Below are 13,699 nucleotides of genomic sequence, written 5' to 3' on the forward strand. Positions count from 1 at the left end.
CGCCGCGTCCCGGCTCGGTGCGGCGGCCTGCCGGTGGCGCGGCCTGCCGGTGCCGCTGCCTGCGGGTGCCGCTGCCTGCCGGGCTGCGGGACCTCGTGGAGTACGGCCACCGGACGGCGACGATCGTCGCCGCGTCCGGGATCCGCTGGTAAAAGGCAGCTTGACAACGCCTCCTACCGACACTTCAATATTGCGAGAGTTATCGATCCATCGTTGGGTTGCTCGCGCGATGGACGAGCTGGGCGGCAGATCACGACGGGGTGGGTCATGCGTTGCTTCGCTGGAAGACGGCGGCTTGAAGTTCCTTCGTCAGTCCGACCTGCCACTGCGCTCGTCCTTCGGCCCGGCGGTGCCCTCGTCGTCCCGCTGGTGTGAAGGGGTCCCGGCTCTCGCAAGCCGCGGAAGTCGATCACTGGCATCCGCTCGAAGGCTCAAGGCCTTCGCTCCGTCGGTTTCGTCACTAGCGGCAGAGGGCCACGGCCGGCGTTCTGAAGTAGTGCACTACCAGCAAATCTCAGCTCTCGGGTCACGGTCGACAACTCGCTCGATCGGCTGGCCTTTCCTACCTCTCGGCCCAGAGAGGTTGTCTATTGCCCGACGCTTTAGCGTCCCGACCCGGCAGTCCTGGCGGCCGCAACGACGACCAGGATCGTGATCGCGAGCCTATGTGAAAGGAATGCGAACGTGAGCGAATCGGCGGAGCAGGGTCTCGTCGAGTTGGTTTCGCATGGTGACGTGCAGGAGATCGCTTTGAACAATCCGGCTGTTCACAACGCGATAGATCCGCAGATGTATGAGGCTCTGGACGCCGCGTTCACAACGGCGCAGGCGGATCCTGAAGTCAACGCGATTGTATTGAGCGGTCGCGGCAAGTCATTCTGTTCCGGCTTCGATCTGAAACAGTCTTCTGATCTGGCCAAGCAGCCGGTGTTCGACCAGTACCAACTGCTCGCCCAACAGCGTGCGACGCTTCTCAAGGTTTGGGACTCCCCGAAGCCGGTCGTGGCGGCAGTGCAGGGGCACTGCCTGGGAGCGGGGTTCCATCTCATGAACCACGTCGACATCGTGGTCGCATCCGAGAACGCGAAGTTCGGAGAGCCTGAGGCGCGGTACTCGCTCCTTCCTCAACCGTTCAGCGTCTGGCTGGTGGGTGCTCGCAAAGCCAAAGAGCTGCTGCTGCTCGGCGATACCATCGACGCAGCCGAGGCGCACCGCATCGGTCTCGTGAACCGCGTAGTTCCAGAGCAAGATCTGCGTGACACAGCGTTCGCCGTTGCTCGGCGGGTCGCTCTCATGCCACCAGAGCTCATGGGGATGACAAAGCGGATGGTCAACGCGACCTTGGATGCGCAGGGCTTCCGGACGATGCACGAGTGGGCCTGGGACCAGTTCCTGATCACGAAGCTCATGACCACTGAGCTGAAGGAGAAGTTCCTGAGCATCGGAGCGAAGGACGGTATGCGCGAGGCGTACACGTGGATGCGGAAGCGGTTCAGCTGATGCCGGTGGAAACTTCTGTCAACGACCCGGCGCCGCTTAGCAACAGTCCGTGGGAGCAGCTGACGAGGCCCCAGACGATCGCGTCGGTGGGAGCCTCAGAGCGAATTTCGTTCCACGCGAAACTTGTAAAGAACAACGAACTTCTCGGCTATCGGGGTCGAATTGTCCCGGTGAATCCGAACAGGGCGACCGTGTTCGACGTCGCGTGTTCACCGAGCTTGTCAGACCTCGACGCGCCGGCCGACGTCGCGGTCGTCAGTGTCGGTGCTAGCAGAGTGCTCGACGCTGTCGAGAGCGGACTCGCTGCCGGGATTCGAGCGTTCGTCGTGAACACCGCTGGACTCGGCGAAGCCGACGCGCGCGGCCGCGCCGCTCAGGTTCGGATTGCGCAGCGTTGTCGAGAGCACGGCGCGATGCTCATCGGGCCCAACTGCCTCGGTCTCATCAATTTGCACGAACCCGTCGCACTCTATGGCGCCGAGGTGCCTTATGGACTGCCAGTCGGTGGCGTCGCCCTCATAGCGCAGAGCGGGTCGGCCACGATCTCGATGATGAACACCGGGCGCTCGTTCGGATTCTCGACCATCGTGTCCACCGGCAACGAGGCCGTCGTGTCGTCGGAGGACATCCTGGAGAAGCTGGTCGAAGACCCGGCGACCACCGCCATCGCGTTGTTCACCGAAGGTCTGCGCGACGGCGAGCGGTTCCGTAGAGCGGTGCTGCGCGCCCACGAGCTGAACAAGCTCGTGGTCGTCCTAAAGGTCGGTATGACCGAGGGATCGCGGAAGATCGTCCAGAGCCACACCGGTGCGTTGGCTGGACACGGGCGCGTGACCGAGGCGGTCTTCCGCGATCTCGGGGTCGTTCTGGTGCGGGACTACGATGAGCTGTGCGAGGTGCTGACCCTTGCAACCTCCGCGCGGTCGACGACCATCGGATCCTCGATAGGTCTGGTCGCGTTCTCTGGCGGGGAGCTATCGCTGGTCGCCGACCGCGCCTCCGACGTGGGGCTCAGCCTGGCACAGCTGTCCCAGCCCACACAGGAGCAGATCCGAACGAGCATCGGGATGTCGCCTCACGACTCTGTCGACAATCCGTTCGACGTTGGCGCGGCATCAGCTTTGTCCCTGCCGCTAGGCAAGCGTTTCGCAAGCGCTGTCTCGGCGATGCTTCAGGACGACGACGTCGACACGGTCGTCGTCGCCCAGGACGCTCAGCACGCGTTCAACGCCGGTCAAGTCGCCTTTTACCAGGAGATCTTTGAGAATCTCAGTGCAGAGGGCGCGACCGCCACCAAGCCACTGGTGCTACTGAGCAACCTCAATGCCGACATCCACCCGTCCCTGGCCGCCGCTCCGGCGTCGGCGGGCATTCCGATCCTTCGCGGAACGCGGCCAGCACTCACAGCTATTGCAGCGATCGCCGCCAGGAACGCGACGGTCGGGAGACTCGCGTCGGCTGGGGTTGCACCCGGCGGCCCATCGGCTACTGGGGCCGCCTTCGACCGCTGGGTCGCGGGCCTGCGCGGTGCCGAACCAGCTGAGGACGAACTCCGTGAGCTGTTGAGGGCATATGACATCGACGTCGTCCCCGAAGAGTTGTGTTGTGACAAGGTGAGCGCAGCCGCTGCAGCCGCACGATGGGGTCGGGTCGCGATGAAGGTAGTGTCACCTGATATCGCGCACAAGTCCGACGTAGGCGGTGTCGTTCTTGACGTCGCCAATCCAGCTGACGCGGAACGTGCGTACGAGTCGATCCTGACCCGAGTCGGGGAGGCGGCACCCGAGGCGAGGATCAATGGGGTCCTCGTGTCACCCATGATCGGCGAGTCTGCCGCCGAGGTCGTCGTAGGAGGATTCGTTGACGAGGTCCACGGACCGGTGGTCATGCTCGGAGTCGGCGGAATCCTGGTCGAGCTTCTCGACGACGTCGCCTTCGCGATGGCTCCGGTCACGGCTGAGCACGTCCAGGACTTGCTGCGCACCATCAAGCTGGGAACACTCCTCGGGGGTGTTCGCGGACGGGCCCCCTTGGCGGGCACGGAGCTCGCGGGTGCGATCGCCCGCTTCAGCAGGTTGATCTCCGACGCCGCAGATAGTCTGGTGTCGATCGAGATCAACCCGATACTCGTCGGTCACGACTCCGCAGTGGCAGTCGATGCCGCGGCTGTCCTGAAGACGGGGTGCCGACGAGCCGTTAGCCGAGGCGTCGAGCCCGTGCGCGCGTCGAGCACCTCGCTCGTCGAAGGGTGCGACGCATGATCACAGCGTCCGGTGAACCACGCGGCGAGACCATGGCCGCTCGTCACGGCGGCTCCGTCGCACCGCTGCACGATTCGGCGACGGATCAGCTGATTGCCATCTTTAAGGCGCTCGGCGAGAAGAGCCGGATGGAGGTCTTCCGTCTGGTCTTGGAACACGGTGAGATCGGCTGTACCGAACTCGAAGAACGCCTGTCGGTCTCCAAGTCGACCATCAGCTATCACGTCAAGACGTTGTACCAAGCCGGGTTGATCGAGATCCAGCGCCGCGGACGGTTCTTCCATTACTACCTGCGGCAAGACGTTGCGGACCGCTATGTGCCGTTCTTGGCCGGAATCCTGTCCTCTGAGTTCTGACCTTGCGCTGTTTGTGAACTGCGCCTCGTCGCGCGGGGTGTAGTTCGGGCGCCCTCGCCGCACGGGCGCGACGGGACGTCGAACCCGTCTTGGCAATCGGTGAATGCGCATGTGGACCCTCTCGCGAGCTCCTCCCATAGAACGAAGTAGGAGTGTGCCCTATGGAACAGCCAATCAGTATCTCGGAGACCGAACCGGCGGTGTCTCATTCCACGGTGCGCCGAGTGGTCGCCGCATCGACTGCGGGAACGGCACTGGAGTGGTACGACTACTTCGCTTACGGCACGGCGTCGGCGCTGGTCTTCAACCGCCTCTTCTTTCCGAGTCTCAGTCCGCTCGCTGGCACTCTCGTGTCGTTTCTCGCGTTTGCCTCAGGGTTTCTGATGCGGCCGCTCGGCGCGGTCGTGTTCGGTCACATGGGGGACCGGTACGGGCGCAAGTTCACGCTCCTGGTGACTGTGACAGGGATGGGTATCGCGACCGGGTTGATCGGTCTGCTGCCCACTTATGAAGCCATCGGGACGCTGGCGCCGATTTTCCTTGTGAGCCTGCGCCTCCTTCAGGGTTTGAGTGTCGGAGGTGAGTGGGGTGGAGCTGCGACGATCTGCTTGGAACATGCGCCTCCCGGCTACGCGGCGCGCTACACAATGTTCGTGCAGATGGGCGGGCCGATGGGCACCCTGCTCTCAACCGGCATGTATGCACTCTTGAACCTGCTGCCGGGCGACGACTTCATCAGCTGGGGTTGGCGCATTCCGTTCCTGGCGTCATTCGTCTTCGTGTTCATCGGCATGTACATGCGCTTGCGGATCGAGGAGTCGCCGGTGTTCCAAGAGGCGCTCGAGCGCGAGAACGTCGCCAAGGCACCGCTCATCGCCACACTTCGTACATCGTGGCGGCAGGTGGTCGCCGGAGTGTTCGTCGTGCAGAGTGGCTTCTACGTCGTCACCACCTTCGTCCTCAGCTACGGTACGACCGTACTCGGCCTGCCACGTCCGCTCATCCTCACTGCGACACTGCTGGGTACAGTCGTGGAGATTGGCGTGATCTGCATCTACGGAATCTTGGCCGACAGGTACGGAGCCGTCAGGGTGTTCATCGTGAGCACCGCGCTCAACATCGTAGTGGCCTTTCCGGTTTTCCTACTCGTCGACACTAAAGTTCCCGTCCTGGTCACGCTCGGTGTCGTGTTGGGGATCGCGATTGTGGCGAGTCCGTTCGGAGTGCTCGGTGTGGTGCTCGGGAAATGGTTTGCCGTCGAGACGCGCTACACGGGACTGTCGGTCTCTTACCAGGTCGGCAGCATCGCGAGCGGCTTCCTGCCGAGCATCTGCATCGGTGTGCTCGATGTCGCCGGAGGACGATCATGGGGCGTGTCGGCATTGCTGGTGCTGATCGCGATCATCGCGCTGGTCGGATGCCTCGCAGGCCAAGCCACGCTTAAGCGCACGTCGGCATCTTCCATCGTGTCATCCCTGTAGGAGCGGGGCCGGGCAACCCCCAGTTCTTGTAGTTGATCTATTTCTTTCGGTCCTTCGCCGTGTTCTTGGGCGCGTCGGAGCAGGCGGCGGGGTCAAGGAGCGCCCGTGAGGGCGCCCGCGTCAGCGGCCGGAGGTCCTTGAGCCCGTCGCCGATCGACGCACGCTGTTCGAGGCGGAGGATCGGTGACGCGGCGTCTCCGGGTGCTCGGGTCGACGAGTCTGCTGCTGCTCCAGTGGCCGAGGATCCCCGGCGGGATCGGACAGGCCCAGAAGGGCTGTCAGTCATCCCTTCGCCGCCCGGGGTGTGCGGGCGGCATGGTGCGCTGCGCAGGGTCGCGGTGGCGAGGTCAATCACAAGGGGCGACCACGCCGCCCCGGAGCACGCCGGGTGCGGGGGTCATGACACGAAACGACCTGCGCCGCCGCGAGTTCTTCAGGGCGCTCACGCCGACCTGGCCCGGGTCCGGGCCGGGGCCGGTAGGCAGCGGATCTGATGATCGCGCAGCCCGTAGAACACCAGCTCCACCAGTTCCCGGGCCGCCGCGACCACCCCGGTGTTATGCCCGCGCCGCTCACCGACCCGGTCCCGCAGCCGGCCCAGGCGCGTCTGCGCCGGGACGCGTTGCACCGCCTCGACCGCGGCCCAGCGCACCAACCGGCTGCCCTGCTTGGTGATCCGGCCCCGGTGACAGGTGGTGTCGGACTCGTGATGCTTGGGCGTCAGCCCGGCCCAACTGGCCAGCTGCTGCGGGCGGGCGAACCGAGTGACATCGCCGATCTCGGCGACGAACACCGCGGCCAGCACCGGACCCACCCCCGGGATGGCCTGGATCGCCACATACCCGGGATCACCGCGCAGCCGCCCGGCCACCAGCCGCGCGAACGTGTCGATCTCGAAGTCCAGCATCCCGATCAACCGCAGCAGCGAGTCCACCCGAGCCCGCGACTCCACCGCCAACGGCGACGCGGCCAGCAACCGCTGCCCGCCCGGCCCGAACAGATCACTCATCGGCACCGCCACCCCGGCCGCCGCGAGCAGCGCATGCACCTGGCACTTCAGCCCGGTGCGCGCCCCGACCAGCTTGGCCCGGTGCCGCACCCACCCGCGCAGCTCCCGGGTCGCCGGCGGGGCGATCCACGCCTCCGGCAGCCGGCCCATCCGCAACAGATCCGCCAGGTCCGCGGCATCGCGCTCGTCGTTCTTCACCCGCCGCAACCCGAACATCGTCACGCCCAGCGGATGCGCCAGATGCACCCGCGCACCCAGCTCGGCCAACGCGTCCGCCGCCCAGTACCAGCCGTACGTGGCCTCCAGCACCACCTCCGGCGCCTCACCCGCCCGCGCCATCACCCGCCGCAGATACTCCCGATCATTGGAGATCCGCACCGTCTCCAGCCGCTCCCCGGCCTCGGTCATCCGCACCAACACCGACCGCCGCCGATGCAGATCCATCCCGACGAACTGCCGTCCCTCGTATGCTCCACTCACAGGGGCCTCCCAAATCGTTGATGTGAAGCACCTCGAGCATGAGCCGAGGGTCACGAGGAGCGGAGGCCCCGCTCCTTCATCGCATCACAGGCGAACAACTCACAGGAAGCGGTATAGAGAAAGACAAATCAAGCGGTCCGAAAAATTCGGGGCAGACCACCTGGCGCACCCCGCTGGGGTGAAGATGTTCTCCTACCGAAGGGTCAAGAACGATCAGCGGGATGCCGCGGACCTGGCGGATCTGCTGCGGATGGGCCGGCTGCCCGAGGCCTGGATCGCCCCACCGGCGACCCGGGAGCTGTGCGGCTGGGTGCGGCATCGGGCGAAGCTGGTCGGGCTGCGCAGCAACCTCAAGTGCCAGGTGCACGCGGTGCTGGCTGGCGCCGGGGTGGCGGTGCCGATGAGTGATCTGTTCGGCCCGTCGGGTCAGCGGTTGCTGGGTTCGGCCCGACTCTCGCTGGAGTCGCGCTCACGGGTGGACTCGTTGTTGGGGCTGATCACCGCGCTGGACGTCGAGATCGACACCTTCGCCACGCTGGTCGCCGGGCGACTGCGCGCCGACCCCGGCTACCGGGCCATCCAGGCCTTTCCCGGGGTCGGCCCGACCCTGGCCGCGGTGTTTGTCGCCGAGGTCGGCGAAATCAGCCGCTTCGCCCGGCCCGGGCAGCTGGCTTCCTGGGCAGGGCTGACCCCGATCCACCACGAGTCCGACACTCGGGTGCGCCGCGGCCGGATCACCAAGCAGGGCTCGCGGTTGGTGCGCTGGGCCGCGGTCGAGGCCGTCCAGCGCGTGCCCGGGCACACCCGCCTCGGGCAGCGTCGTGACCGGGTGGCTGAACGCCGCGGCCGCAGCATCGGGGTCGTCGCCGCTGCCCGTGACCTGGTCACACTGGTGTTCTACGGCCTACGCGATCACCATCTGCGTTGCCTGGCAGCCCCGGCGGCATGAGGCAGCCGATCCTGCGGTGGACGCGGATCGGCACAGTCATGATCCCCGAGCCGGCTCGAGGCTGTCGGCTCGGCGTGATCGCCCCGTCTGATTGATCTCGTCCACCGCAACCCCGTTGCCGCAGCGCACCATGCCGCCCAGACCTTCCGGCGCGGCGAAGGGATGACCGACAGCCCCGACGGGGGCCTGTCCACCCGGCCCGGGCGATCCGGCCCTGGAGCAGCCACACGACCACCGATCACCCCCCCCCCCGGAAGGAGAGCAGATCCGACCGGCTTCTCCGCTCCCAACAGCGTGCGCCGACCGGTGACGGCGCCAAGGACCTCCGGCCGCTGGTGCGGGCGCCCTGCGGGCGCTCCTTGACTCCGCCACCTACCTCGACGCGCCCACAACCACGCGGACAACCTCTAACAAAAAGATCAACTACAAGAACGGGAGGTTGACCGGCCCCGCTCCTTCAGGGATGACTGTGAGGATGGCGTAGCCGGCCCGGTGATGGTGGGTTGGTGGTGACAGCGGCGGTGTGGCCCTTGTCCTGACTGGCCCCTGCGGGGTGCCTTGGCGCGGACTTGCCCGCTCGTCGTTGTCGGCACCGGCCCGTGGCCGGAGTAGCTGGCCTGATCAGGAGCATGACCGCGGAGCTCAGACCCTCTGGCGTGTCTCGTCACAGTCCTGCCGGCTCCGACCCGGGACCGGGACCTTCACGTCCCTCCAGGCAGAGGAGAACGCCCGGCCATGGTGACAGAACACGCGCCACAACAGCAGAGCGAGCAGCGGACCGACGGGCAGGTTCGGTTGGCCGAGCTGGTCGAGTTCGTGATCGGGGTGGACACCCACGCCGACACCCACACGGCCGCGCTCGTGGCGGCCGCCAAGTCCGACCCGATCGACGCCGAACGCGCCGCCCGCGACGCCCTGGCCCGCAAGGCGACACTCGGGCCGCCACGCTGCCCACACCTAATCTGTGACCCGACCAGCACCTAGCGACCAAGGATCGCTAGCCCGGCCAATAAAGATCAACACGAGGCCTACTCGCGGATTCGGGTCTGATCGAGCGCCGTGTCAGGTCCGACGAGGAACGCCAGGTCGGCTCGCCGGCTCACCTCGAACTTGCGGAACAGGTTCTTGACATGCCCCTTCACGGTGCTCCAGCCAACCCGGAGGCGAAGACCGATCTCGCTGTTCGTCCAGCCCCGGGCCACGAGCGCCAGGACATCCCGTTCGCGCGGAATGAGCCGAATCGACATCGTCGGGACCTCGGGACGACGGTGCTCGGGTCGGCCGGGATGCGGAGGGCGGCGGGGCGGGGCGGGGCGTCCTCGAGCGCCCATCTCCTCCTTGTGGCGTTCTCGGTCCGGGAGAGCGGCCCCCGCCGCTCGCTGGGCCGCAGCCCTGCGTACAGCGTTGATCTTGTCGGCGGGCGAGGAGTCCCGTGGGATGACGCTCAGACAGGAGGGGCGCAGCGCGCACCCACACCTGGTCATCGGCGGAACCGGTGAGCAGCAGCATGGTCGGCATGCCCGGCCCCTGCAGTTGGCGCACCCAACCGAGATCGTCGATGTCGTTGATCAGATCGGCGTCGACGACGACCACGTCGGCGGCCCTCGTGGCTGGGGCCGAGGCGGCCATGGCCGGGTCCGGGATTCGGAGACCACGCGTGCATGGGTCGGTCCGCCGATGAAGGTCGGTGCGCAGTGCCAAGGCCGTCTGTGGCGGGCATACCAGCGCCACCCGCAGTGGGTGTCCCGCCCGCGGCGCGCCACGAACAACGGTGGTCGCCTGTCCGCGGGCCCCCGGTCTGAGCCGGAGGAGTCCTCCGGCAGTCGGCGGGCCGGGACGCTCATCGGAAGGCACTGATCCCGGTCATGGCCTGGCCGAGCACCAGGGTGTGCATCTCGACGGTTCCTTCGTAGGTGAGTACGGACTCCAGGTTGGCCATGTGTCTGATGACCGGGTACTCGAGGGAGATGCCGTTGGCGCCGAGGATGGTCCGGGCCGCGCGGCAGATCTCCAGGGACTCCCGGACGTTGTTGAGCTTCCCGAGGCTGACCTGGGTGTGTTCTAACACTCCGGAGTCCTTGCGACGGCCGAGGTGCAGAGCGAGGAGCAGCCCCTTGAGGTACTCAAGGTTCATGTCGACGAGCTTCTGCTGGGTGAGCTGGAACCCGGCGAGCGGTTTGCCGAACTGGTCGCGCTGCTGGGCGTAGTCGAGGGCAGTCTCGATCGACGAGCGGGCCGCGCCCAGGGCGCCCCAGACAATGCCGTACCTGGCCTCGTTGAGGCAGCTCAACGGACCGCGAAGGCCTCGGGCCTCGGGGAAGGCGAAGGCGTCCGGGATCCGGACGGCGTCGAGCACCAACTCGCTGGTCACGGAGGCGCGCAGTGAGAGCTTGTGGTGGATCTCTGGGGCGGAGAAGCCGGGGCTGTCGGTGGGCACGGCGAAGCCGCGCACTCCCTCGTCGGTCTGCGCCCAGACGACCGCGACGTCGGCGATGCTGCCGTTCGTGATCCACATCTTCCGACCGTCGATCACCCAGTCCCCGCCGTCGCGGCGGGCCCGGGTGCGCATGGCGGCCGGGTCGGAGCCGATGTCGGGTTCGGTAAGGCCGAAGCAGCCGATGACCTCGCCTGCAGCCATCTGGGGCAGCCACTGCTGCTTGATCTCCTCGCTCGCCCAGCGGTGCAGCGCGAACATCGCCAGTGATCCCTGGACCGACACCAGCGATCGGATCCCGGAGTCGACGGCTTCGAGCTCGAGGCAGGCCAGACCGTAGGCGGTGGCGCTGGTTCCCGCGCAGCCGTAGCCCTCGAGGTGCATGCCCAGGACCCCGAGCGAGCCGAGCTCCTTGGCCAGGCCACGCGCGTCGGGGAGCTCCCCACGTTCGAACCAGCCCGCGACGAACGGAGCGATCCGGTCGGAGGCCATCTGGCGCACGGTCGCGCGGATCTCCTTCTCTTCGGAGGAGAGGAGGTCGTCGATTCCGGCCAGGTCCAGCGGGTTCATGCGGTCCTCCTGCGGTCGAGGAAGCGGCGCACCGCTTCGGTGTGCTCGCCGAGCCGCGGCGGGCGGCGGTAGGTGGTGACGGGGGTGCGGGAGTAGCTGACGGGATGACGGATCTGCGGCGTCGCGTCCGGCCCGACGTCGACGAGCGGGGTCAGACCGAGGGAGTCCGCCAGGTCGAGCGCGGAGCCGATGTCGCCGACGGACCCGGCGGGGATCCGCGCGGCCGTGAGGCGGTTCACCCAGTGTTCAGTGGTGTCCTGGGTGAGCGCGGCTTCGAGCAGCGGCACAAGCTCGGCGCGGTGCGCGACGCGGGCTCCGTTCGTGCGGAACCGGGGGTCCTCAGCGAGTTCACCGTGGCCGAGGACCTCGGTGAGGTCCCGGAACTGGCGGTCGTTGCCACAGCAGACCGCGATCTGGCCGTCGGCGCACGCCAGCGTCTCGTACGGGGCGATGGAGGGGTGCGCGTTGCCGAGCAGCCCGGGTGAGTGGCCGGTCGCGAGGTAGGACGAGGCCTGGTTGGCCAGCGAGCCCAGCAGGCTGGACAGCAGGTTCACCTCGACGTGCTGCCCGAGCCCGGATCGATCGCGCTCGCGCAGCGCGGCGAGGATGCCGATGACGGCGTCCTTAGCGGTGAGCACGTCGACCAGCGCCACACCGACCTTCGTGGGGTTGGCGTCTCCGGTGATGCTCATCAGGCCGCCGACGGCTTGGACGAGGAAGTCGTAGCCGGGCAGCGCCGCCCCGCCCGCCGAACCGAACCCGCTCACCGAGCAGTAGACGACTCGCGGGTTGGCAGCGGCGACCGCGGCATATCCGAGCCCCTTCGCATCCAGCGCGCCGACCCGGAAGTTCTCCACCACGACGTCGGCCTCGGCGGCGAGCATGCGGGCGGTGTCCAGATCGTCCGGATCGTCGAGGTCGAGTGCGACGGACTGTTTGCTGCGGTTCGCGCACTCGAAGTAGGCGCTGGTGTGCGCGGTCCACGGTGGCCCCCAGTGGCGGGTGTCGTCGCCGACCGACGGGCGTTCCACCTTGATGACGGTCGCCCCCAGGTCAGCCAGTGTCGTCGTGGCGAGCGGGCCGGCGAGGACCCGGCTGAAGTCCGCGACCAGCACTCCGTCCAGGGGGTTCACGACCCGACCTCCCGCCGGGCGATCGCCCACGGGTTCCCCGACTGCAGAGGCGGCGGGAGCAGTTCGTCGGGCACGGCTTGGTAGGCGACGGGCCGCACGAACCGCTCGAGGGCGGCCGCTCCCACCGAGGTCGCCCTCGGGTCGGTGGTGGCAGGCCAGGGCCCGCCATGCTGTTGGGCCCAGTCGACCGCCACACCGGTCGGCCAGTCCCCGACGACGACCCGGCCGACCCGGCGCCCGAGCCGGTCCAGGAACACGGCGGCATCCGGGTCCGCATCCGCGGCGAACAGACTCGCCGCGAGGGCGCCCTGCAGTCCGTCGATCACCTCGACGGCCTCGGCGACCGAGGAGTACTCGATGACCACGGCTACGGCGCCGAAGCACTCCTCGACCACACGGCTGCCCTCGGTCACTGCCGAGAGAGGTGCGGACAGGACCGCCGCCGGAGCCGACCAGCCCGAGCTCGCCGACGGGATGTGGGCGATCAGCTCGGCGCCTGCGTCCCGTAGCGCCTCGATGCCGGTCTGCACGGCCTCCGCGATCCCTCGGGTGAGCATCACCGGCTGCACGGCGATCTGCCGCAACGCCTCCCCGAGCGCAGGGGCGGCACCGGCGCCGTGCGGGGCCAGGAACAGTCCGGGCTTGGTGCAGTACTGGCCGGACCCGAGGGTGCAGGAGCCGGCGAACCCCTTCGCGATCGTCGTGACCTCGGGAGCGGCGGACGGGGTGACCACGACGGGGTTGACGGTCCCCATCTCGGCATAGACGGGGACGCCCCTGCTCCGGCAGCGTTCCCACAGGCTCATCCCGGCCCGTTGAGATCCGGTGAACGCGACGGCGGCGATGGAGGGGTGGTCGACCAGAGCCAAGCCCTGCTCGAACCCGACCACAGCACCGAGTGTGCCGTGCGGAGCTCCAGCCTCTGTCAGGGCGTGCTGGGCCAGCTCGACCGTGCGGGCGCTGGTGAGTGGATGGGCGGGGTGGGCCTTGACCACCACGCTGCAGCCTGCCGCCAGGGCCGAGGCGGTGTCGTTGCCCAGGGCGCCGAATGCGAACGGGAAGTTGCTCGCGCCGAACACCGCGATCGGGCCCAACGGCATACCCGTCCGCGCCAGGTGGGGGCCGACCACAGCGTCGAGGAATCGGCCCTCACTCGCGGCGTCGGCGTAGAACCGCAGCTGGTCGGCCGTACGGGCGACCTCGCCGTCGAGCCGGGCCACCCCGAGGGCGCTCTCGCAATCGGCGAGCAACGTCAGCTCGTCGCGATGAGCCTCCAGCGCGGTGGCGACGGCATCGAGCCAGGTCCGACGTCGCTGCGGCGAGACGCGCGACACCTGCTCGAAGCCGACGCACGAGGCATCGATGACGGCGAGGAGCTCCTCGGGCCGGCTATGGGGCACCGACCCTGCCGGTGCGCCGGTTCGTGCTTCGTAGCTGATGTCCGCGTCCATGATCTTCCTCGTGAGAAGCGGCCCGGCGCCGACCACGCCGAGCCGCAGGTCTGCCGGACCGCCCGGCCGAGCCGG

11 protein-coding genes are annotated in these 13,699 nt (G+C 67.7%); 6 read left to right on the forward strand and 5 right to left on the reverse strand.

The window, feature by feature from the left end; all coding sequences use genetic code 11:
• Positions 1–684: 684 nt before the first annotated feature.
• The 4 genes from LWC35_RS18895 to LWC35_RS18910 all read left to right on the forward strand — a co-directional run bounded on the left by LWC35_RS18895 (position 685) and on the right by LWC35_RS18910 (position 5,598).
• Positions 685–1,500 (forward strand): enoyl-CoA hydratase/isomerase family protein, encoded by an 816-nt coding sequence (locus LWC35_RS18895; protein WP_232871474.1) that lies wholly within the window; start codon positions 685–687, stop codon positions 1,498–1,500.
• An 86-nt stretch (positions 1,501–1,586) separates the two neighbouring features.
• Positions 1,587–3,761 carry an acetate--CoA ligase family protein gene (locus tag LWC35_RS18900; protein ID WP_232871475.1) on the forward strand — a complete coding sequence of 725 codons (2,175 nt, stop codon included), beginning with the start codon at positions 1,587–1,589 and terminating at the stop codon, positions 3,759–3,761.
• Entirely contained in the window at positions 3,758–4,117 is a 360-nt protein-coding gene (locus LWC35_RS18905) for an ArsR/SmtB family transcription factor (RefSeq protein ID WP_232871476.1), read from the forward strand. The genes LWC35_RS18900 and LWC35_RS18905 overlap by 4 nt, the downstream gene beginning before the upstream one ends.
• 161 nt (positions 4,118–4,278) lie before the next feature.
• Positions 4,279–5,598, forward strand: coding sequence for an MFS transporter (locus tag LWC35_RS18910; protein WP_232871477.1), 1,320 nt, complete (start codon positions 4,279–4,281; stop codon positions 5,596–5,598).
• A gap of 442 nt (positions 5,599–6,040) precedes the next feature.
• Here the strand turns inward: LWC35_RS18910 and LWC35_RS18915 are convergent, their stop codons facing one another.
• Positions 6,041–7,051, reverse strand: a complete 1,011-nt coding sequence (locus LWC35_RS18915) for an IS110 family RNA-guided transposase (protein ID WP_232871478.1) — start codon at positions 7,049–7,051, stop codon at positions 6,041–6,043.
• Between the two features lie 58 nt (positions 7,052–7,109).
• On the opposite strand from LWC35_RS18915, the gene LWC35_RS18920 reads away from it, so the two are divergent.
• Both LWC35_RS18920 and LWC35_RS18925 read left to right on the forward strand, forming a co-directional pair.
• A complete protein-coding gene (locus tag LWC35_RS18920; protein ID WP_308194589.1) occupies positions 7,110–8,036 on the forward strand; it encodes an IS110 family RNA-guided transposase in 927 nt (308 codons plus the stop codon).
• 735 nt (positions 8,037–8,771) lie between these two features.
• Positions 8,772–9,020 (forward strand): hypothetical protein, encoded by a 249-nt coding sequence (locus LWC35_RS18925; RefSeq protein WP_232871479.1) that lies wholly within the window; start codon positions 8,772–8,774, stop codon positions 9,018–9,020.
• A gap of 44 nt (positions 9,021–9,064) precedes the next feature.
• Here LWC35_RS18925 and LWC35_RS18930 read toward each other — a convergent pair whose 3' ends face one another.
• From LWC35_RS18930 to LWC35_RS18945, 4 genes are all read right to left on the reverse strand, one after another.
• On the reverse strand, positions 9,065–9,283 hold the full coding sequence (locus LWC35_RS18930; protein WP_232871480.1) for a response regulator transcription factor: 219 nt from the start codon (positions 9,281–9,283) through the stop codon (positions 9,065–9,067).
• A 593-nt stretch (positions 9,284–9,876) separates the two neighbouring features.
• Entirely contained in the window at positions 9,877–11,040 is a 1,164-nt protein-coding gene (locus LWC35_RS18935; protein ID WP_232871481.1) for an acyl-CoA dehydrogenase family protein, read from the reverse strand.
• Positions 11,037–12,173 (reverse strand): CaiB/BaiF CoA transferase family protein, encoded by a 1,137-nt coding sequence (locus LWC35_RS18940; RefSeq protein ID WP_232871482.1) that lies wholly within the window; start codon positions 12,171–12,173, stop codon positions 11,037–11,039. The genes LWC35_RS18935 and LWC35_RS18940 overlap by 4 nt, the downstream gene beginning before the upstream one ends.
• Positions 12,170–13,624: an aldehyde dehydrogenase family protein gene (locus LWC35_RS18945; protein ID WP_232871483.1), complete on the reverse strand. Its 1,455-nt coding sequence runs from the start codon at positions 13,622–13,624 to the stop codon at positions 12,170–12,172. Before LWC35_RS18945 ends, LWC35_RS18940 begins: the two co-directional genes overlap by 4 nt.
• Positions 13,625–13,699 lie beyond the last annotated feature (75 nt).

Origin of the sequence: Pseudonocardia kujensis (assembly GCF_021283305.1) — a bacterium.
In the GTDB taxonomy this organism is placed as follows: Bacteria; Actinomycetota; Actinomycetes; order Mycobacteriales; family Pseudonocardiaceae; genus Pseudonocardia; species Pseudonocardia kujensis.

Coding starts and splice junctions, on each gene's coding strand:
- LWC35_RS18945 (WP_232871483.1), bottom strand. CDS start 13,624: ATGGACGCGGACATCAGCTACGAAGCACGAACCGGCGCACCGGCAGGG.
- LWC35_RS18930 (WP_232871480.1), bottom strand. CDS start 9,283: ATGTCGATTCGGCTCATTCCGCGCGAACGGGATGTCCTGGCGCTCGTG.
- LWC35_RS18905 (WP_232871476.1), top strand. CDS start 3,758: ATGATCACAGCGTCCGGTGAACCACGCGGCGAGACCATGGCCGCTCGT.
- LWC35_RS18910 (WP_232871477.1), top strand. CDS start 4,279: ATGGAACAGCCAATCAGTATCTCGGAGACCGAACCGGCGGTGTCTCAT.
- LWC35_RS18925 (WP_232871479.1), top strand. CDS start 8,772: ATGGTGACAGAACACGCGCCACAACAGCAGAGCGAGCAGCGGACCGAC.
- LWC35_RS18935 (WP_232871481.1), bottom strand. CDS start 11,040: ATGAACCCGCTGGACCTGGCCGGAATCGACGACCTCCTCTCCTCCGAA.
- LWC35_RS18915 (WP_232871478.1), bottom strand. CDS start 7,051: ATGGATCTGCATCGGCGGCGGTCGGTGTTGGTGCGGATGACCGAGGCC.